Source organism: Brevundimonas sp. GW822-FHT03E11, from assembly GCF_058801445.1.
On sequence record NZ_JBXANG010000001.1, the window covers coordinates 506668 to 525807 of the forward strand.

At 68.6% G+C, this 19140-nt stretch carries 19 protein-coding genes and 1 tRNA gene; 5 read left to right on the top strand and 15 right to left on the bottom strand.

Annotation, left to right across the window (positions count from 1 at the left end):
* Positions 1-112: 112 nt before the first annotated feature.
* The 5 genes from AC1RKE_RS02580 to AC1RKE_RS02600 form a co-directional block, all read right to left on the bottom strand.
* Positions 113-778, bottom strand: coding sequence for an OmpW/AlkL family protein (locus AC1RKE_RS02580; protein WP_191554338.1), 666 nt, complete (start codon positions 776-778; stop codon positions 113-115).
* A gap of 123 nt (positions 779-901) precedes the next feature.
* Complete coding sequence (gene hemN, locus AC1RKE_RS02585; protein ID WP_348683248.1) at positions 902-2299, bottom strand: oxygen-independent coproporphyrinogen III oxidase; 1398 nt, start codon at positions 2297-2299, stop codon at positions 902-904.
* Positions 2286-2432, bottom strand: coding sequence for a cytochrome bd-I oxidase subunit CydX (cydX, locus tag AC1RKE_RS02590; RefSeq protein ID WP_054766299.1), 147 nt, complete (start codon positions 2430-2432; stop codon positions 2286-2288). The genes hemN and cydX overlap by 14 nt, the downstream gene beginning before the upstream one ends.
* A 19-nt stretch (positions 2433-2451) precedes the next feature.
* A complete protein-coding gene (cydB, locus tag AC1RKE_RS02595) occupies positions 2452-3600 on the bottom strand; it encodes a cytochrome d ubiquinol oxidase subunit II (protein ID WP_228184536.1) in 1149 nt (382 codons plus the stop codon).
* Between the two features lie 26 nt (positions 3601-3626).
* The gene (locus tag AC1RKE_RS02600; RefSeq protein ID WP_348683259.1) at positions 3627-5207 is read right to left on the bottom strand and encodes a cytochrome ubiquinol oxidase subunit I; all 1581 of its coding nucleotides are present in this window, start codon (positions 5205-5207) and stop codon (positions 3627-3629) included.
* Positions 5208-5405: 198 nt separating this feature from the next.
* Between AC1RKE_RS02600 and cydD the strand changes: the two genes are divergently transcribed.
* The gene (gene cydD / locus AC1RKE_RS02605) at positions 5406-7022 is read left to right on the top strand and encodes a thiol reductant ABC exporter subunit CydD (RefSeq protein WP_348683245.1); all 1617 of its coding nucleotides are present in this window, start codon (positions 5406-5408) and stop codon (positions 7020-7022) included.
* A complete protein-coding gene (locus AC1RKE_RS02610; protein WP_348683244.1) occupies positions 7022-8674 on the top strand; it encodes an amino acid ABC transporter ATP-binding/permease protein in 1653 nt (550 codons plus the stop codon). Before cydD ends, AC1RKE_RS02610 begins: the two co-directional genes overlap by 1 nt.
* Positions 8675-8699: 25 nt before the next feature.
* Here AC1RKE_RS02610 and AC1RKE_RS02615 read toward each other — a convergent pair whose 3' ends face one another.
* Positions 8700-9437 (bottom strand): cyclic nucleotide-binding domain-containing protein, encoded by a 738-nt coding sequence (locus tag AC1RKE_RS02615; protein ID WP_224762314.1) that lies wholly within the window; start codon positions 9435-9437, stop codon positions 8700-8702.
* Between the two features lie 91 nt (positions 9438-9528).
* On the opposite strand from AC1RKE_RS02615, the gene AC1RKE_RS02620 reads away from it, so the two are divergent.
* Entirely contained in the window at positions 9529-9939 is a 411-nt protein-coding gene (locus AC1RKE_RS02620; RefSeq protein ID WP_054766303.1) for a hypothetical protein, read from the top strand.
* A 22-nt stretch (positions 9940-9961) separates the two neighbouring features.
* On the opposite strand, the gene AC1RKE_RS02625 is transcribed toward AC1RKE_RS02620, so the two are convergent.
* The 7 genes from AC1RKE_RS02625 to AC1RKE_RS02655 form a co-directional block, all read right to left on the bottom strand.
* Positions 9962-10049: transfer RNA gene (locus AC1RKE_RS02625), tRNA-Leu, on the bottom strand.
* Positions 10050-10302: 253 nt separating this feature from the next.
* Entirely contained in the window at positions 10303-10911 is a 609-nt protein-coding gene (locus tag AC1RKE_RS02630; protein ID WP_292259758.1) for a cation efflux transmembrane domain-containing protein, read from the bottom strand.
* The gene (locus tag AC1RKE_RS02635; protein WP_292259759.1) at positions 10908-14129 is read right to left on the bottom strand and encodes an efflux RND transporter permease subunit; all 3222 of its coding nucleotides are present in this window, start codon (positions 14127-14129) and stop codon (positions 10908-10910) included. The genes AC1RKE_RS02630 and AC1RKE_RS02635 overlap by 4 nt, the downstream gene beginning before the upstream one ends.
* A gap of 11 nt (positions 14130-14140) precedes the next feature.
* Positions 14141-15325: an efflux RND transporter periplasmic adaptor subunit gene (locus AC1RKE_RS02640; protein ID WP_292259760.1), complete on the bottom strand. Its 1185-nt coding sequence runs from the start codon at positions 15323-15325 to the stop codon at positions 14141-14143.
* Entirely contained in the window at positions 15325-16578 is a 1254-nt protein-coding gene (locus tag AC1RKE_RS02645) for a TolC family protein (protein WP_292259761.1), read from the bottom strand. The genes AC1RKE_RS02640 and AC1RKE_RS02645 overlap by 1 nt, the downstream gene beginning before the upstream one ends.
* Before the next feature lie 57 nt (positions 16579-16635).
* Positions 16636-16980, bottom strand: a complete 345-nt coding sequence (locus AC1RKE_RS02650; protein ID WP_292259763.1) for a hypothetical protein — start codon at positions 16978-16980, stop codon at positions 16636-16638.
* Positions 16981-17191: 211 nt separating this feature from the next.
* The gene (locus AC1RKE_RS02655; protein ID WP_175359335.1) at positions 17192-17863 is read right to left on the bottom strand and encodes a cation efflux transmembrane domain-containing protein; all 672 of its coding nucleotides are present in this window, start codon (positions 17861-17863) and stop codon (positions 17192-17194) included.
* A gap of 54 nt (positions 17864-17917) precedes the next feature.
* Here AC1RKE_RS02655 and AC1RKE_RS02660 point away from each other — a divergent pair, with 54 nt between their 5' ends.
* On the top strand, positions 17918-18058 hold the full coding sequence (locus tag AC1RKE_RS02660) for a MerR family DNA-binding transcriptional regulator (protein WP_492896296.1): 141 nt from the start codon (positions 17918-17920) through the stop codon (positions 18056-18058).
* The gene (locus AC1RKE_RS02665) at positions 18009-18341 is read left to right on the top strand and encodes a MerR family transcriptional regulator (RefSeq protein ID WP_492896298.1); all 333 of its coding nucleotides are present in this window, start codon (positions 18009-18011) and stop codon (positions 18339-18341) included. Before AC1RKE_RS02660 ends, AC1RKE_RS02665 begins: the two co-directional genes overlap by 50 nt.
* A gap of 179 nt (positions 18342-18520) precedes the next feature.
* Here the strand turns inward: AC1RKE_RS02665 and AC1RKE_RS02670 are convergent, their stop codons facing one another.
* Positions 18521-18745, bottom strand: a complete 225-nt coding sequence (locus AC1RKE_RS02670) for an ammonium transporter family protein (protein WP_175359337.1) — start codon at positions 18743-18745, stop codon at positions 18521-18523.
* 10 nt (positions 18746-18755) lie between these two features.
* On the bottom strand, positions 18756-19139 hold the full coding sequence (locus AC1RKE_RS02675; protein ID WP_175359338.1) for a copper resistance CopC family protein: 384 nt from the start codon (positions 19137-19139) through the stop codon (positions 18756-18758).
* Position 19140 lies beyond the last annotated feature (1 nt).

Consider the following 19140-nt stretch of genomic DNA (forward strand, 5'->3'; position numbering starts at 1 on the left):
CTGGCCCTAGGGCGCGCCGCCGGATTTGTCGAGCGCCTCCGCACGACGACGAAAGCCCCGCCGGCGAACCGGCGGGGCTTCCATTCGAACGCATTTCCGATGTCGGTTTTTCTTAGAACTTACGGCCAACCCCCACAGAAACGACCCACGGGTCCAGATCCACATCGCTCTTCAGAGCGCCGTCGTTGACGTCGGCGTCGATATTGACCCACACCTTCTTGACGTCGACGTTCAGGCTCCACGGTCCCTGGATGCCGATGTCGGCGCCCGCCTGCAGGGCGTAGCCGAAGTTGTCGTCCAGATCGACTTTGAAGCCGTTCTTGTCCTCGCCGCTGTAGAACAGCATGTAGTTGACGCCGGCGCCGACATAGGGGCTGAACCGGCCCTCGGTCAGCGGGCGATACTGGAGGGTGACGACCGGCGGCAGGACCCAGGTCTCATGAACGGCGACGTCGGTCGTTCCGCCCTGGGCGCGGATCTCATGCTTGGTCGTGCCCAGGATCGCCTCGACCGCCAGGTGGTCGGTCAGGAAATAGGTGAAGCCCAGGGTCGGCATCACGCTGTCGCCCACGTCGACGTGCAGGCCGGAGTCGGCGCCGGCGGCGGTCGTGATGGCGTTGTCGGCCTCGGAAAAGACGTCCGTCACGCGGCCGGTGACGATCCAGTCGCCCTTCTTGGGCGCTTCCCAGACGGCGGGACTTTGGGCCATGGCCGGGGCCGCAAAGGCGGCGGCGGCGACGGCTGAGAGGATCAGGGTTTTCAGTTTCATCTTGCTCATCCCCGACGCCCGCTGCCGCCTCATGCGACCTGTTCCGAGCGTCTTGAGAGGGATGTGCGCCCCCTGCGCGGGTCCGGCCTTGATCCAGCGCAAACCCATGCAGGGGTTGGACAATCTGTCCAGTCAGACCACCCGGGCGTGCCGCTTCTCGATGTCGACGGCGGCGGGATCAAAGGCGGCGCAGACCGCCCGCACGAACGGACGACCCAGGTCCGTGACCGTCACCACAGACCCGCCGACCTCGGCCAGTCCGTCCAGTTGGAACGGCATCAGCCGGGGCCAGGCCGGATCGACCTCGCTCAGGGCTCGCCCGTGTCGGCCGGCGATCTCGGCGACGTCGACGGCGAAGTCGCACATCAGCCGTTCGATGATCTCGCCCACGAAGGCGTCGCCCGGATTCAGGGCTACGCCCCGTGCGACCGGCAGATCTCCAGCCTCCACCGCGGCGCGCCAGTCTCGCTCCTGGGCGTGGTTCTGAACAAAGCCCAGCGGCGTGCGGCTGATCGACGACGCCCCCAGGCCGATCAGCACCGGCGCCTCGTCGGTCGTATAGCCCTGGAAGTTGCGACGCAGCCGGCCCGCCCGCGCGGCGGCGGCCATGGAATCGTGCGGCAGGGCGAAATGATCCAGGCCGATCGCCTGCCAGCCCTTCTGCACCAGATAGCGCGCCGCCGCCTGGCTCTGGGCGAAGCGCGCCTCGGCCCCAGGCAGATCGGCGTCCTTGATCAGCTTCTGATGCGACTTCATCCACGGCACATGGGCGTAGCCGAACAGGGCGATCCGGTCCGGCCGCAGGGTCGCGACCTGGGCCACCGTATTGACGACGTTCTCGACCGCCTGAAGCGGCAGGCCGTACATCAGGTCGAGGTTCAGCGAGGTCACGCCCTGCGCCCGCAGCGCCTGGGCCGCCCAGCGGATGGTCTCGAAGGATTCCGGCCGGTTCACCGCCGCCTGAACCACGGGCGACAGATCCTGCACCCCCAGGCTGGCGCGGCTCAGGCCGATGCGGCCGGCGGCCTCGATCCAGTCCTGGGTCAGGACTTCGGGGTCCAGTTCGGCGGCGATCTCGAAACAGTCGCCCAGGTCGAACCGGGCCGCCAGGCCCGCGAACAGCCGTTCCAGCTCTTGCGGCGGCAACATGTTGGGCGTGCCGCCGCCCAGATGGATCGAACCGACCCTCAGGCGTCGGCCGTTCAGCCCGCCCATCCGGGCCAGGACCAGATCGGCCTCCTTCAGCAGCAGATCGACATAGCTGCTCATGGGGGCGACCCGGTTCATCGCCCGGGTGTTGCAGCCGCAGTACCAGCACAGCCGCTTGCAGAAGGGGATGTGCAGATACAGCGACACTGCGCGCTCAAGGGGCGCGGCCGACAGCCACGCCCCCCAATCGGCGGCCCCGACGGCGGGCGTGAACTGCGCCGCCGTCGGATAGGAGGTGTAGCGCGGCGCGTGGGCGTCGTAGCGGGCGATCAGCTCGCGCGTCGTCCTCACGCCGGCGCCGGCCGGGCTAGAGAGGGACATCGCCTTCTTTCGCCGCATCGACCGACAGGCCTTGATCGCCTTCGTCGAACAGGTGGAACTCGTGCCACAGGCCGTTCAGCACGCCGAAACCGACCGCCAGCCCGACACCCAGGATCCAGGAAAAATACCACATGGCTTGATGCTCCTCGGGTTCAGTACAGGTCGGGGTTGGTCTTGAGTGCGGCGACCGAGGTTCGGCCCCACAGCACCTTGTAGACCCAGCTGGTGTAGGCCAGGACGATGGGCAGGAAGACCAGGGTGCAGATCAGCATGATGAACAGGGTCACGTGGCTGGACGAGGCGTTCCAGACCGTCAGGCTGGACTGCGGGTCGATCGAGCTGGGCAGGATGAAGGGGAACATCGACAGGCCGACGGTCGAGATGATGCCGACGGTCGAGATCGACGACCCGCCGAAGGCCAGGGGCGCGGACCGCAGCCACATGCCCGACAGGCCGACCACCGCCCCGACGAAGCCCAGGGTGGGCGCGATCATCATCCACGGATAGAGCTTGTAGTTGTCCAGCCAGGCGCCGGGCGCGGCCTCGACCGTGGTGCGCAGCGGGTTGGAGAAGCCCTGGATGTCCAGGTCGCCCACGATCCGGTAGCCGACGTTGCCGAAGGCCATGTACAGGCCGCCCGCCGCGAACAGGACGAGGGCCAGAAGGCCGGCGATCGTGCCGTACAGACGGGCGCGTTCCAGCACCGGTCCCTGTTCGGCCTTGACCGAGAGCCAGGCCGCGCCGTGCAGCACCAGCATGGCCACCGACAGCAGGCCGGCGATCAGGCTGAACGGGGTGAACAGGCCCAGCAGATTGCCGTCGTAGAAGGAGCGCAGGTCGCTATCCAGGCGGAAGGGGGCGCCCAAGAGGACGTTGCCGACGGCGACGCCGAACACCAGGGCCGGCACGAAACCGCCGATGAACAGGCACCAGTCCCAGAACGACCGCCACTTGGGCGAGGGCCGCTTGGAGCGGTACTTGAACGACACCGGCCGCAGGATCAGGGCCGACAGGACCAGGAACATGGCCAGGTAGAAGCCCGAGAAGCTGACGGCGTAGACGAAGGGCCAGGCGGCGAAGATGGCGCCGCCGCCCAGGATGAACCACACCTGGTTGCCTTCCCAGGTGGCGCCGACGGTGTTGATCACCATCCGGCGCTCCTCGTCCGTCTTGGCGACGAAGGGCAGCAGGGCCCCGACCCCCAGGTCGAAACCGTCGGTCAGGGAGAAGCCGATCAGCAGCACGCCCAAGAGGGCCCACCAGATCAGGCGAAGGGTTGCGAAGTCGATTGGAAGATCCATGGTCGGATGTCCTCAGTCTGTCTGGTTCAGGCCACGGCCGGGGCGGCGACGGGGGTCGCGGGCGCCTCGGGGGCGGGGGTGCCGAAGGTTTCCTGCTCGTGGAAGGGCCCCTTCTTGATGGCGTAGAGGATCAGCCTGACCTCGACGACGGCCAGGGCGCCGTACAGGGCGGTGAAGCCGATGATGGTGCCCCACAGCTGGGGCACGGTCAGGGACGAGGCGCCCAGGAAGGTCGGCAGCACGCCTTCCACCGCCCACGGCTGACGCCCGAACTCGGCCAGGATCCAGCCGAACTCGATCGCGACCCACGGCAGCGGGATCATCAGCACGGCCAGGCGCAGGAACCAGCGGGTGTCATGCTTGCGCACGGTGCACAGGAAGAAGGCCGTGGCGAAGAACAGGATCATGAACATCCCGATGCCGGCCATGATGCGGAAGCTCCAAAACAGGGCCGGCACGTTCGGCACCGTCTCCCAGGCCGTCTGTTTTATCAGCTCGGGCGAAGCCATGCGCGGATCGGCGACGTGGCGCTTCAGCAGCAGGCCATAGCCCAGGTCGCGGCGATGGGTCTCGAACACGCCGCGGGCGACGGGATCGGCCGGATTGGCCTTGACCTTCTCCAGGGCGTCATAGGCGATGACGCCGGATTCGATGCGGTCCTCAGCGGTGGCGACCAGTTCGAAGATGCCCTCGACCGGCTTGTCGATGGTGCGGGTGGCGATCAGACCCATGATCCACGGCACGTGGACGCCGTAATGGGTCTCGCGATCCTTCATGCTGGGGATGCCGATCAGGGTCAGGCCGGCGGGCGCGGGCTCGGTGTGCCACATGGCCTCCAACGCGGCCAACTTCATCTTCTGGTTGTCGGTCAGGGCGTAGCCGGACTGGTCGCCCAGGACGACGACGGACAGAGAGGCCGCCAGGCCGAAGGCCGAGGCCACGGTCATCGACCGCTTCGCGAAGCCGACATGCTTGCCGCGCAGCAGATAGAAGGCCGAGACGCCCAGCACGAACACCGAGGCGCAGACATAGCCGGCGCTGACGGTGTGGACGAACTTGGCCTGGGCCACCGGGTTGAAGATCACGGCCATGAAGTCCGTCACCTCCATCCGCATCGAGTCCGGATTGAAGGCGGCGCCGACCGGGTTCTGCATCCAGCCGTTGGCGATCAGGATCCACACGGCCGACAGGTTCGTACCCAGCGCCACCATGAAGGTGACCAGCAGGTGGGCCGACGGCTTCAGCTTGTCCCAGCCGAAGAACATCAGACCGACGAAGGTGGCCTCCAGGAAGAAGGCCATCAAGCCCTCAATGGCCAGAGGCGCCCCGAAGATGTCGCCGACATAGTGGCTGTAATAGCTCCAGTTCATGCCGAACTGAAACTCCATGGTGATACCGGTGGCGACGCCCAGCACGAAGTTGATGCCGAACAGCGTGCCCCAGAAGCGCGTGATCGTCCGCCAGATCGGCCGACGGGTCATCACATAGATCGACTCCATGATGACCAGCATGAACGACAGCCCCAGGGTCAGGGGCACGAACAGGAAATGGTAAAGGGCTGTCAGCGCGAACTGCAGCCTGGATAGGTCGACGACCGCGAGGTCGATCATGGCTCTAGGCTCCTTGTAGCCGGCCCCGACGACCGACGTTCGTCCCGCCCTAGAACCAAGGCGGGGCGGTCGCCTTGATTTCGATCAAAGCCCCCTTGCCCTCGGGGTCGTAGTGGACTGATCGTCCTTGGACATTTCGCCCAACGACGGTTTGTCCAATGGCTTTCGGCCCTGTCCCGAGGCTGGAGTGTTCGAATGACCTCTGCGCCGATTACGGCCTCCCCTCCCGCCGCCCCTCCCGCCGTCTGGCTGAAACGGTCCGCCGCGCCCTGGCGCCGTCTGACCGCCCTGGCGGGTCTTCTGGCGGTGGCGGACGTGGTTCCGGCGGTCGGTTTCGCCGGCGGTCTGGCCATGACGGTGGCCGCCTTCGGCGCCTCGCCCCTGGCCGCCCTGCCCTGGCTGCTGCTGGCGGTCGTCAGCCTGATCGCCCGCGGCCTGATCGGTCAGGCGACGGTGGTGGTGGGCGCGCGCCTGGGTCGGTCGGTCAAGACCAGCGTGCGCGACCGGCTGCTGGTCGACCTTTTCGGCCGGGGCGCCCGGTCCGGCGACCGTTTGACCGCCGTGGTCGAAGGGGTCGGCGCGCTGGACGGCTATATGTCCCGCTTCACCCCCCTGAAGACGGCCGCCGGCCTTTCGCCCCTGTTGATCATCGCCGTCGCCGCCGTCGCCAGCCCCTTTTCCGCCGGCATACTCCTGTTCACCCTCCTGCCCTTCGTCTTCGGCATGATCCTGGCCGGAACCGCCGCCGCCGGTGAAAGCCGCCGTCAATTCCAGGCGCTGGAACGGCTGTCGGGCCTGTTCGTCGATCGGGTGCGCGCCCTGCCCGCAGTCCTGGCCTTTGACGCCCGCGCCCGCACCACCGTCGAAATCGCCCGCGCCTCCGATGAACTGGAGCGGCGCACCAATCGGGTCATGCGCATCGCCTTCCTATCCTCCGGGGTGCTGGAGTTCTTCTCGGCCCTGTCGGTGGCGCTGATCGCCGTCTATTGCGGCTTCAACCTGTTGAAGCTCCTGCCCTTCCCCGCGCCCGAGCAGTTGGACCTGCCGCGCGCCTTCTTCGTGCTGGCCCTGGCGCCCGAGGTCTATCAGCCCCTGCGTCGCCTCGCCGCCGCCTATCATGACCGCCAGGCGGCCGAGGCGGCCGTCCCCGCCCTGATCACGCCCGAGCCCGTCGCGCGCGACCGGCACATCCTGCCGGAAGACGCCCCGGCGATCCGCTTCTCCAGCGTCTCTATCGCTTACGGAGACGCCGCCCCGGTGATTTCCGATTTCGACCTGGAGGTCCGCCCCGGCCAGATCGTCGCCCTGGTCGGCGCCAGCGGCTCGGGCAAGTCCAGCCTGCTGCACCTGTTCCTGGGCCTGTCGCCCCTGACCGCCGGAGAGGTCGAGGTGGGCGGCGCGCACCTCAGTCAGGCGGGCGACTTCGCCGGTCAGATCGCCTGGGCCAGCCAGAACCCCGTCGTCGTGCCGGGCAGTCTGGGCGACAACATCCGCATCGCCGATCCGTCCGCCTGCCCCGGCCGGATCCTGGTCGCCGCCGGAGAGGCGGGCCTGTTCGGCGATCTGGACCGGCCCATCGACGAACGCGGCGGCGGCCTTTCGGGCGGCGAACGGCGCCGCCTGGGCCTGGCCCGCGCCATTCTGAAGCGCGCCCCCATCCTGCTGCTGGACGAGCCCACGGCCAATCTGGACCCGGCTGCGGAAGAGGCCATGCTGGATCTGATCCGCCAGGCGACGCGCGGTCGCACGACCTTGATCGCCACCCATTCCGCCGCCGTCGCGGCCATGGCCGACCGCGTGGTGCGCCTGTGATGAACCGTCCCTCGGCCTCCCGCATCGGCGCCCTGATCGCCGCCCAGCGTCGCGCCCAGCGGCTGCGTCTCCGTATCGCCGCTACGACCGGCGCGATCGTCGCCGTGGCCGCGACCTGTCTTCTGGGGCTGTCGGGCTGGTTCATCACCAGCGCCGCCCTCGCGGGGATCGCCGGATCGGCGGCGGTCCAGGCCTTCAACTATATGGTGCCCAGCGCCACCATCCGTCTGCTGGCGATCCTGCGGACCGGCGCCCGCTATATCGAGCGGGTCTCCGGCCATGAGGCGGCGCTGAAGGCCCTGGCGCGGCTGCGTCCGCAACTGTTCGATGCCCTGGCTTCGGCGCCGCCAAGCCGCGCCCTGGCTCTCGCTTCGGGGGAAGCCTCGGCGCGGCTGGTCCAGGATGTGGACGCGGTTCAGACCCTGTTCGTGCGGCTGTCGGCGCCTTGGGCCCTGGGAGCCGGCGCCGCGTCCGCCGCCCTCCTCGCCGGCCTGGCCAGTCCATGGGCGGGCGCGCTCCTGCTGGCCTCAATGGCCCTCTGCGCAGCCGGCGCCCTTCTGATCGCGCGACGTCTGGCCGCCCCCGCCGGGCAGGCGGTTCAGATCGCCGTTGGCCGACTGAAAGACCGGCTGGCCGCCCTCGAGGCCGTATCGCCCGAATTGAAAGCCTATGGGCTGGACCGTTGGGCGGCGACCCAAGCGGCCGAGGCCGCCGCCGATCTGGACCGAGCCCAAGCGGCCCTGACCCAGGCCGGAGGCTGGATGGCCGCCTGGCAGGCGGTCGTCACGGGGGCGGCGGTCGCGGCGGTGGTCCCCGCCACCCTGGGTGCGTCCCTGCCTCTGACCGCCCTGGCCGCCTTGGCGGCGGTGATGGGCGTCGAATCGTTCGCCGGCCTGGTCGGCGCCCTGCAACAGAACGGCGCCGCCGAGGAAGCCGCTCGCCGCCTGGAGGCCCTGCCCTCGGCTCTTCACCCGAATCGGGCGCCGGTTTCGGTCGCCCCGACCCTGGTGCTCCAGGCCGACGGCGCGGCCCTTCATCCGCCGGCGCGCCTGGGCCTGATCGGCCCCTCCGGTGCCGGCAAGACCACGCTGATCGAACGCCTGATCGGCCTGCGGGACGCCCAGCCGGGCGAAGCTCGCCTGGGCGACATCGACGTCGCCGACCTGACCCCCGAGGACCGACGGCCGCTGTTCGCCTATGCCGCCCAGGACGTGCGGCTGATCGACGGCACCGTCCGCGAGAACCTGCTGCTGGCCGGCCCGGCCGACGACGACGCCCTGTGGCGCGCCCTGGACGACGCGGCCCTAGCCGAACGTCTGCGCGCCGACCCGGCGGGTCTGGACGCCCGCATCGGCCCCAACGGCGAACGGCTGTCCGGGGGCGAACGGCGTCGGCTGGGTCTGGCGCGCGCCTATCTGCGGCCCGCCGCCTGGCTGGTGTTGGACGAACCGACCGAGGGGCTGGACCCGGCGACCGAGGCCCAGGTGCTGAAGGCCCTGGATCGACGGCTGAAACAGGCCGGTCAGGGCCTGATCCTGGTCAGCCACCGCTCCGCCCCAACTCAGTTGTGCGACCGGACGATCCGGGTCGAGGGCGTGGGGGAAGACGGCCGGGTCGGCCTGGCGCCCGCCCGCCGGCTCACGCCCGCCTAGAGCATGATCTGAAGCCGATCAGGCTCTAGGCCTCGCCCTCGGCGATATCGCGCAGCCGCTCGGGTTCTTCGATCCGCAGTTCGCTGAGCGACAGCAGACGGATCACCCCTGTGGTCTTGAACTTGGTCAGGACCCGGCTCACCGTCTCTATGGTCAGGCCCAGATAGTCGGCGATCTCGGATCGGGTCATCGGCAGCCGCACCTGATCCTCGGCCTGCGGCCGCAAGGGATCGCGGCTGGGCAGCTCCAGCAGGAAGGAGGCGATTCGTTCCTGCGCCGTCTTGCGGCCCAGGAGCAGCATCTGGTTCTGGGCGGCGGCCAGTTCGTGGGTCGCCCGATCCAGCAGAGCCTCTTCCAGCCGGGGCCGCTCACGCACCAGAGCGCGGTATTCGCTCTTGCGGAACCGGCACAGGGTCGAATCCTCGATCGCCTCGCCTGAAAAGGCGTAGTCCTCGCCGGTCGCCAGGCCCACGAAGTCGCCGGCGAACAGGAAGCCCGTGATCTGGCGCCGCCCGTCGGGCAACAGCTTGTAGATCCGCACCGATCCCGAGGTGATGTTGAACAGATGGACGGCCGGATCGCCCTCGCGGATCAGGGCCTCGCCCGCCTTCAGCGACACCCTTTCGGCGATGGCGTCCAGGCCGGCCAGGTCCGCCGGATCCAGGCTGCTGCAGACGCTGAAGGCGCGCGCGCCGCAGCCGACGCAGACCGATTCCTGTCGGCGCTGTGCGCAGTCGGTCGGCAGGGCGCGAAGTTCCAGCATGATGGCGCGATTATGCTCTTGTCCGCCTAAGACGCAATTCTTTTGACGCGGATCAAGGCGGTCCTTTCGTCCAAGCCCTAGACGTCCGACAATGAGCGCACTCCAATACCGACGCCTGAGCGGCGACGAGGCCGACCAGGCCTATGTCATCGCGCGCATGGCTGATTCGACCCTGACGATGGACGCCTGGCGCGCCCGCGTCGCGGCGGCGCCTGCGGCCGGCGGAGTGATGGCGGCCGTGGCGGGAGGGGTCGTGCGCGCGGTCCTGGCCTATACGATCGCCACCACGACGGAGGGCGAGCGTCAATTCATCGTCGACGCCCTGGTCGCCTTCGATCTCTTGAGGCCCGAGCGGCTCGTCCAGGGCCTGATCGACGCCGCCTGCGACCTGGCCCGGCAGAACTGCAAGGCCATAGGCCTGTCGGCGGGCCTGGACGCGCCAGGACGCGACGCCGTGATACGCCATATCGCCGAAGGCGCCGTGCTGCATCGGGTCATCTGATCCGGCGGCGCGGACAGGCTGCTGGTGCGGGCGGCCGGGATCGAACCGGCAAGGGCTTTCGCCCGGCAGATTTTAAGTCACACAGGCCAGTTCCAACCATCTGATACCGCTCGTCTTTCTATCACAGGTCGCCCCACTGTGTAAGAGAGTGTGTAAGCGCTGAACAACGATCCGGGTCGCTTGCAACAAGGTCTGCCTTTTGCACCAGCCTGTTTGGACGGAGCCCTTAGCCTTCGCAGGCGGCCCGCCCCGGGGGTTGTTCAAACCCTTCGACGAGCTGGTTCAGCCAGTGATCCGGGCGGAAGTGGTCTAGTCAGCATCACCAACAAGCCGACGGCGGTGTCGGTCAGGAACAGGAATGGCTCACCCCGGGGGCGGCGAGTTGGCGTCCCGCTGCACCTCCCGCGCGTCGCCAAGAATGTCGAGGCCCCCCTTGGCGGCCAAGGCTGCGACTAGGACGCCGACCAGGAGATCGGGCCAAGACTGATCCAGCCACATGACCAGTCCTCCGGCGATCAGGATGCCCCCATTGGAGGCGAAGTCGTTGAGGCTGAAGGTCTCGGCCGCCTTCATGTTGACGTCGTTGCTCTGCTGCCGACGGATCAGGAGCAAGCACACCAAGTTGATAACTGCGGCCACGACCGCGAGGACCATCATCGTGGGACCAACCGGCTCGGTTCCGGTGAGCGTCCGTCGCAGGGCGTCGAGCAGGACCAAAGCCGAGAAGATCAGCAGCATGACTCCGGAGACCTGGGCTGCGCGAGTCTTCCAGATCAGGGCTCGCCCGACGGCGATAAAACTGATCAGGTAAACGGCGGCGTCGGACCCGTTGTCGACCGCGTTAGCGAGCAAGGCGCTGGAGTCGGCGGCAAGGCCGCCGACTCCCAAGCTCACGAACAGCAGAGCGTTCAGGGCCAACACCACCAGAAGAGTGCGGCGCTGGAGCTGGTTCGTTTCGTGGGCTCCGCTCATTCTTCGATCCCTTCCGCTTTCCGGTGCTTCACGGCCTTGGCCGCGAAGGTGGGCAGGACCAGAAGGGTCAGGGCGGTCGCCGTCAGCAGGCCGCCGATGACGACGGTGGCCAGCGGCTTCTGCACCTCGGCTCCGGCGCCGTGAGCGATCGCCATCGGGATGAAGCCGACGATGGCGACCATGGCGGTCGTGAGCACGGCGCGAAGCCGGCTGAAGGCGCCCTCGATAGCAGCGAGGGTCGGGACTGCCCCCGCCGTCAGCCGCTCCCGAATGGCCTGCATCAGCACCAGACCGTTGAGTGTTGCAACCCCAGACACAGCGATGAAGCCGACAGCCGCTGACACCGAGAAGGGCATCCCTCTCAGCAGCAGCGCCAAGGCCCCGCCAACAAGAGCAAGCGGCACACATGCGAAGACCAGGCCGGCCTCCGCGAACGATCCCAGAGCCATGAACAGCAGAACGCCGATCAGGATGAAGACGATGGGAATGACCAGACCGAGCCTTTGCTCGGCGCGTTTCAGGTTTTCGAACTGGCCGCCCCAGTCGAGGCGCACCCCGGTCGGAAGCTGGACCTGATCGACCCGCTGCTGGGCGTCAGAAACGAAGCCGCCCAGATCGCGACCGCGCACATTGGCCTGAACGACCATACGACGGCTGCCGTCGTTGCGGCTGATCTGGTTTGGCCCCTCGGCGCTCTGGATGCGGGCGACCGAGGACAGGGGCACGGTCACCCCGGTCGAGGACACGATGGGCAGGGCTGCCAAGGCGGCCGGATCGTTGCGCGCCTCATCGGCAAGGCGGACCACCACATCGAAGCGGCGGTCGCCTTCGAAGATCCGGCCCGCTTCCGCGCCGCCGATGGCGGCCGAGACCGTCTCGGACACGTCGGCGGCCGACAGGCCGTAGTTGGCCGCGGCGAACCGGTCGACGCTGACCGTCAGGGTCGGCAGGCCTGAGGCCTGTTCGACACGGACGTCGGCCGAACCCGGGGTCTGGCGCAGGGCGTCCGCGACTTGGTCGGCGACCCGCTGCATCGTGGCGAAGTCGTCGCCGTAGACCATGACGGCCAGATCGGTCCTCACGCCAGAGATCAGCTCGTTGAAGCGAAGCTCAATTGGCTGGCTGAACTCGAAATTGTTGCCGATCTGCTGGGAGGCGACCTCCTCGATCCGGGCGATCAGCTGTTCCTTCTCGAGGTTTGGATCGGGCCAGTCACGCCGGTCCTTCAGAACGATGACGCTGTCGGAGATGTTCGGCGGCATCGGGTCGACAGCCGCCTCGGCTGTGCCAGTGCGTGAGAACATGGTCTCGACCTCGGGCTGGGCCGCGATGGCACGCTCCAGCGCCATCTGCATGGCGAGGGACTGCTCGAGGGAGGCCGAAGGGACCCGCAGCGCCTGCATGGCGATGTCGCCCTCGTCCAGGGTCGGGATGAACTCCCGCCCTAGGGAGGTGAAGGCGACGCCGCCGACGACGAGTGCGCCTAGAGCGGCGATCAGCACGATCTTCGGCCGATCGACCGCCGCGCGGATCGCGGGTTCGATCCAGCGCCGGGCCTTCCGTAGGATGAAGGTCTCGTGTTCGTGCGCGTGACCGTGTTCGTCGACCTCGACCTTATTGGGATCCCGCACCAGCAGCGCGGTCATGGCCGGCACGAAGGTGAAGGAGAAGATGAAGGCGCCGACCAGGGCGAGCATCACCGTCGCCCCCATCGGGATGAAGGTCTTGCCCTCGACCCCTTCCAGCATCAGCAGGGGGGTGAAGACCAGCAGGATGATCAGCTGGCCGTAGGCGGCCGGCTTGACCATCTGCCGCGCGGCCGCGCCAGCGACCTCGAGCCTCTCGCGCCGTGTCAGCATCCGGCCGAGTTCGGCGCGGCGCTGGCTGAGCATAAGCAGGGTGTTTTCGACCACAACGACCGCGCCGTCGACCAGAAGGCCGAAGTCGAGCGCGCCGAGGCTCATCAGGTTGCCGCTGATCCCGAAGCGGTTCATGCCGATGACCGCGAACAGGAAGCTGATCGGGATCATCAGGGCCGTGATCGAGGCGGCGCGGATGTTGCCGAGCAGCAGGAACAGGACGACGATGACCAGCAGGGCCCCTTCGGTCAGGTTGCGCGCCACCGTGGCGATGGTGGAGTTGACCAGCGCCGAGCGGTCCAGGACCGTCACCGCCTCGATGCTTGGCGGCAGGGTCTTCTGCACTTCCTCAAGTCGGTCGCCGGCCGCCTGGGCGACGGTGCGGCTGTTGCCGCCGGCGATCATCAGAGCGGTGCCGAGGACGGCCTCGTGGCCGTCACGGCTGGCGCCGCCGAGCCGCGGGGCCTGTCCGATCTCGACGGTGGCGACATCGGCGACCCGGACGACCAGGCCGCTGCGGTTCACGACCGGCGCCTGCGCGAGGTCCTCGATCGTGAGAGCCAGGGCGTCGGTCCTGACGGTCAGGGCTTCGCCGGCCCGCTGGACGTAGCCGGCGCCGGCCTGGGTGTTGGCTCGATCGAGCGCCTGGATCAGGTCGCCCATGCCGAGGCCATAGGCCGACAGTCGGGCCGCGTCCGGACGGACGGCGTATTCCTTCACATAGCCGCCGACGGTGTCGACGCCGGCCAGGCCGGGTGCGGTCCGCATCTGCGGGGCGATGATCCAGTCCTGCACGGTCCGCAGATAGGTGGCGCGCGCCTGGGGCGTGGTGAGGAGTTCGCCTTCGGGCGTAAGGTAGTCCCCGCCCGCCTGCCAGCCCGGCTGGCCCGGACGTGCGAGGTTCTCGGAGTTGAACGGCCTATAATCAACCGTCCACATCAGCACCTCGCCAAGACCCGTCGTGATCGGGGCCAGAGCCGGCTCGACCCCGTCGGGCATGGACTCGCGGGCCTGGGCCAACCGCTCGGCCACCTGCTGGCGGGCGAAATAGATGTCGGTCTGGTCGGTGAAGATGACCGTGACCTGACTGAAGCCGTTGCGGCTCAGGGAGCGAGTCGAGGTCAGGCCGGGAATCCCGGCCATCGCCGTCTCCAGCGGATAGGTGACCTGCCGCTCGATCTGCTCCGGCGCGAGCGCCGGGGCGACGGTGGTGATCTGAACCTGCCGGTTGGTGATGTCCGGGACGGCGTCAATCGGCAGTTTGGTGAGGTTGAACAGACCCACGGCCGCGACCAGGGCCGTGGCGAGAACCACGAACCAGCGGAAGCGGACGGAGGCCTCGATAATGGCTTTGAACATTCGATGCCTCCCTAGTGGCCGTGCTCGGCTTCGCCCTTGGCCACCTCAGCCTTGAGCAGGAAGGCGTTGGCGGCGGCGATGCGTTCGCTGCCGGTCAGGCCCCGCAGGATCTCCGTGCGGCCGGCCGCCTGGCGTCCCACCAGGACGGGGGTGGCCTGGAAGCCGCCCTCGACCTGGACGAACACGACGGTGTTCCCTTCGACGGTGTGGACCGCCTCGGTCGGGACGGTCAGACCGCCGGTGGCCTGACCGGTCACGACCGCGCCGGTTACGGCGGAGCCGGCCGGAGGGAGGCCGGCGCCAACCGGGCGGGCGCGAATGAGGGTCGCGCCGCTGTCGCCCGTACCGGCGTCGGCGGCGACCCCGGTGACGACCGCGTCGAACTCGCCGTTCGGTCCGGTGACCCGCATGGCGGACCCCGCCCGAACATTGGCGGCCAAGGCCGGCGGTGCGTTGAACACCATCTCGACGCGGGCAGGATTGCTGACCTCGGCGACCACGCCGCCTTGGGCGACGAAGCCGCCGGGTCCGACCTGCACGCTACTCACGACCCCCGAGATGGGACTGGTTACGCTCAATCGTCCGGACGCGTTCGGCGAGCCGGCCGCGCTGGAACGTGCGCGGGCGGCGCGGGTCGCCGCTTCGGCGCTCAGCAGTTGGGCGCGGGAGGCCTCCACCTCCTGCCGGGCGACGATGCCTTGGTCGGCGAGGTTGCGATTGCGCTGATAGGCCTGTCGCGCCGCCTCGGCCTCGGCAGCCGCCGCATCGGCTTCCGCCCGGAAGGTCGCCGCCTCGCCGCTCACGACGCTGACCAAGGGCTGGCCGACGCGAACAGACTGGCCGGGCGCGACCAGGACGCGTTCGATCCGGCCGCCCACCGCCGCAGCGACCGCGGCCCGGGCATCGACCATGGGCTCGACCCGACCGGCGAGACGGGTCTCTCCACCGCCTCCCTGGCCGACACTTACCACCGTGATGCCGGCAGCCTGTATCTGCGCGGCCGAGAGTTCGATCCGTCCCTCGGGCGCCTCGCCTTCAGGACCGGGCTCGCTCTCGGCATGAGCGGCCTCGCCTTGCGATGCGGCGGGGGCCGGCTCCGACCGCTGGGCGGTGAGCCAGAGACCGCCGCCACCGAAAATCACCAGGGCGGCGACGCCGCCGATCAGCAGGGTCTTGTTGGACGTGATCTTTCGCATCACTGGGCTCCTTGGAACGGGGCGCGGCCATCCAGGCGCGCGAGATCGATCTCGGCGCGCACGCGCGCGAGACGGGCGTCGACCGCGGCGGACCGCGCGTTGATGAGGGCGGTACGGGTGACGCGCAGCTCGACCTGCGAGATGCGCCCGGCCTCGAAGCCGATCCGCGACAGGCGATAGGCTTCCTCGGCCGCGGTGACGCCGCCGTCGGCGGCCCGCACGCGGCTGGCCGAAGCCGACAGGCGCGCCACGGCGGCGGCGCGGTCGGCCTGCGCCTCCTGCCGGGCCGACATCAGACGCGCGTCCGCTGCGCGAAACTCGGCCTGTGCCGCCTCGATGTTCCCCCGGTTCCGGTCGAACAGGGGCAGAGGCATGCTGATCCCGAAAGTCAGGGCCGTGGCGTCCTCCGCCTCGAAACGACGGATGCCCACGCTCGCATTTATGTCCGGCCGGACCTGGGTGCGCTGCACGTCGATCCGGCGCTCGGCGGCCGAACGTTGCGCCTCGGCGACGCGCACCGTGGGAGCGTCGCCGATGACCGAGCGCCCGGTCATCGGCGCCTCGTCCAGCAGGCTCACGTCGATGCTCGTCACCGGCACAGGGATCATCGCCACGGCGGTGAGGCGGGCATAGGCCGCGTCGCGTTCCGCGACCGCCTCGTCGAAGGTCGCCCGAGCCGAGGCGGCTTCTGCCTCGCCCTGGATGCCGCGCAGCAGGGGTTCGCGTCCTTCCTCGACCAGGGCCAGGGCCGCGCGGGCGTCCGCCACGGTAAGATTGAGGGCCTCCTCCGCCAAGGTCGCCCGGCGCTGGGCGGCTTCGGCTTCGGCATAGACCAGGGCCAGACGGCCGGCCGCGTCGATCACCGCAAGATCGCGCTCCACGCCGACAGCGCCGGCCTCGGCGCGGGCGGCGGCGATCCGCGCCGGCCTGCGTCCCCAGAGCTCGAGATCCTGGCTCAGCGCCAGGGTCGTGTCGGCGTTGTCCATTCCGGAGAAGGGACCCGAGCCGAACGCATTCTCGACATCGAGCCCCAGCACCGGATTGGGGCGCACGCCCGCCTGCCGGACGCGGGCTTCCGCGGCGTCGTAGTTGGCGCCGGCCTCGAGGGCGGCGGGGGTTTGGCCGAGCTGGGAGAGCAACTCGGCATAGGTCGGGGCGGGGTCAGCCCAAGCGGGACTGGCCAGGGTCGCCGTGAGGGCGACGAGCGCGCAGCCCACCGCGAGACGCGGTCGCCGGCGAAACGAGGGAGACATGTTCCATTTCCAGATTTCTGATCACGAAGAGGCGCCCGCGCGGGCGCAGGTCTCCGGTCAGAGTCTGGGCGGTCGCTTCAAACCTTCGGGCGCGAACGAAGCCCGGAAATCGTCCTGTCGGCCGCCTCGCAGCGGCGCTTCGCCGAAGGCGGCCGCGATCGGTTCCGCCCCTTGGGCTCGAGCGGTGGCGGTATGGTGACAGTGGCCGTGGGCGCAGATGCCGTGACCGCCCATCTTGCTGCTGTGGTCTCCTTCGCCTGGATCGTGTTCGGCCACGGCATGGGCGGCCGGAGGCTCCGGGATGCACGTCGCGGCATCAACGGCGGGCGCGAGGAAAAAGGCGGCGAAGCCAAGTGTCATCGCCACAATCAACTTCGCCCATGTCGTCGTCGACCAGGTCATCGCGCGCTCCATACTATCGTTCGGGGCCCCAGCCAATGTGTTACACAGTACGTTACAGAGGCTGCTTGTCCCGCTAGGGCGGGAGACCGGCCGATGAATGCGCCTGTGCGACGCCACGTTGGAGGCGGCTCGCCTGAGCTTGACCGGGCCCGCGCGTTAACGTCGGCGCGATGAGCGCTTCCACAGAGGGCGGTGCTGTGTCGGGCGGCAATCATGCCGGCCTCCCGGCAGGCTCGCGCCTTCTGACGCCACGAGCTTCCTCAAGCGCCTGACGTGTGATCGACCAGGCGGAATGCAGGAAGATCCCCGCCAACAGCGCGCCCGCAACCAGATCGGGCCAACGCGAGCCCGTCAGCCAGACCAACCCGCCTGCCGCAGCCACGCCAAGGCTGTGGATCAGATCGTTTCTTGTGCAGAGCCAAACGGATCGCACGTTGGCGTCGCCGTCCCGGAAGCGAATGAGCAAGGCCGCGGCCAGTAGATTGGCCGCGAATCCGAAAGCGCCAAGCCCGGTGATGACAACTCCCTCTGGCGCTGCGCCCGTCAGAGCCCGCCATGTCGCGAACGCGAGCACGCCGACACCAAGCGCTGCAAGGCTCGCGCTCTTCACGAGCGCCGCAGTCGCGCGGACCTGAACAGAACGCCCTATGACCCAGAGGCTCACGGTGTAGGTGACGCTGTCCGCGAGGAAGTCCAACGCATTCGCCGCGAGCGCGGCAGATCCCTGGGCGATGCTTCCGATCAGGACGGCGCCGAAGCCGACGAGGTTGATGGCTATCACGCTGACCAGCACGCGCCGGTAGGCAGGCGACGCACCGTCAAACTTAACCGCAGACCCGCAACACCCTACGGCCGACCCGCATGAGGCTTCATTCTGTTCCATGAAACCTGCCTACATGCTCTAGTCACTAGAGGATCAAGCGCCTATTTTCCCCTCATGGCCGCCACTGCTCTCCTCACCATCGGCAAGCTCTCCGCCGCGACGGGCGTGAAGATTCCTACGATCCGTTTCTACGAACAGGCCGGTTTTGTTGCCCGCGCCGCCACGGACCGCGAGCGATCGAAGACTGTACGATGACGCTGGCCTTCGCCGGCTCGCCTTCATTCGCCATGCACGCCAACTGGGCTTCGATCTGGATGCGATCCGCTCTCTTCTCGATCTGGCGGACCAGCCGGACCGCACCTGCGCGGAAGCGAACCGGATTGCGGAGCAGCACCTCAGGGCGGTTTCGGAAAAGATTCGACAGCTGAAGGCGCTTGAACGCGAACTGTCACGCATGACGGCGGACTGCGCCGGCGGGCAGGTGTCCGCCTGCAAGGTGATCGAGGTCCTGCAGGATGCGACTTGTCCGCACCACTGACGCGTCACGAGGGCTCGGTGAAAGGAGGCTGCCGGGGCGCCCTCCCCGCTGGACCTTCCGCGAGGGGAAACCTGGAACTCCGCCTCGCGAGTTCAGGAACAGAAAGGGCGGCAGTCCTGAGCCGGCGGACGCACGGCGGCAGCGATCAGGACTAAAACGCCCGGCTTCCGGCCAGGACGTCAGCTATGAGGAACGGTTTCCGGCGCGGAGGTCGAAGCCGAACCGGTCGCCGGCTGCGACGGCGGCGCCGGTTCTTCCTGAGCTGAAGGGGTCTCGTCACAGCACTTCATCTCGGCGTCGGCCGCCATGTCCTTGCAGCATTCGCAGCCTTCGGCCGCGAGCGCCGCGCCAGCGCTCAGCACGAACGCCGCCCCGGCCGCCGCCAGCAGTTTGGAAACATTCATCGTCGTCCTCCTAGTGAACCATGAAGCGAATTGAGCCGGACATCTCGTGGCCGTCCGCGCCTTCGGCGGTCCACGCCGCGGTATAGGTCCCCGGCGCGAGGCGCGGCAACGCAACCTCGACGGTCGATTCGGCCGCGGCCGCTGGGACATCGACGACGATCGGTGCCTGACCCTGCGCAGTAAAAGTCACCGTCTTCAGGATCATCGGATGGGGAAAGGTCACGCTGAACCGCTCAGGCGAGCCATGGGTCATCGCGCCGTCAGCGGGGACCGTTGTGACGCCCGACTGGGGCGCTGCCGCCGGGGCCTGCATGGTGTGGCCCGCATGCGGATCCTGCGCGGCGGCGGCTCCGGCGAACGCGAGCGCGGCTGTGATGGCGAGAGTGCGGATCATG